Source organism: Providencia sp. Me31A, from assembly GCF_050487165.1.
Lineage (GTDB): Bacteria > Pseudomonadota > Gammaproteobacteria > Enterobacterales > Enterobacteriaceae > Providencia.
Genome location: NZ_JBKQGZ010000074.1, coordinates 1 through 896, shown reverse-complemented (window position 1 = coordinate 896; position 896 = coordinate 1). Strand labels below are relative to the sequence as shown.

The following is an 896-nucleotide window of genomic DNA, read 5'->3' as shown; positions in this document are numbered from 1 at the left end:
GGGTCTTCCCCGATCATGGTGGTCAGACTCAAAATCCCATATCTAAATTACCATAGTGAAACATCACTGCTGTTTTAAATCGTTCTTGATTTCGATAACCTCTTGCTTTGATCCTCAATAATCTAATTTTACTATTTAGTGACTCTGCATTTCCATTTGAGACCTTGTGTTTCATCGCATTTAATATGCCGTATAGCCTTTTATAAATGCTATTTGCCGCACTTGATAGTAGTGGAATGCCTACCTGCTTTGCCATTGCGACCCATTCTAACCAGTAGCTTTTACTGTGCTTGTCGTAAGGTCGATACCAAAGTTCTCGGGCAAGCTCTTTCATGGCCCAGCACAGACTTGTTTCAGGTAAAACCTGTTGGGCTAACCCAAGGCGTACGCGTTTATTTTCATTTAATTTATGTCGACGATGCAACCAAAGATAACGGGAACGATGGGCGAGTTTTCTGTTCTCTCTGGCTATTTTATTGAGTTCGTTTTGACGGGTTTTATCAATCACGGAACACAGCATTTTGGCTACGTGAAAATGGTCAAAAGCAATTTTTTCAACCGCATTATCCAGATGAACCCGCGTTGCACTGATATAGGCTAAACTCATATCCATTGATATTGTTTTAATCGACGTTAATTGTTTATTGCTTAAGCGATTAAAATAGCGGGAGAGGCTTTCAACCCCGCGATTATCTTCAAGCGTCAGAACTTGACCGTACGTATCTGAGATAACCGTAATGTATTCATGCCCCTTTTTAAAGGCCACTTCATCAACACACAGATGCTTTGATGCCTGTGTTTTATTTTGTCGAGAAAGACCTCTATTAACGGCACGGCGCATAATATTGTCAACCGCATTCCAACTCAGTTTAAGCTGTTTTCTCACCGCATCAACG

Annotated in this window: 1 protein-coding gene; it reads right to left on the bottom strand. The window is 41.0% G+C overall.

Features of this window, described 5'->3' with window-relative positions:
* Window positions 1–28 precede the first annotated feature (28 nt).
* Window positions 29–896 (bottom strand): ISL3 family transposase (locus ACLPIE_RS22525; RefSeq protein ID WP_430263847.1); only part of this gene is annotated, 868 nt, incomplete at its 5' end.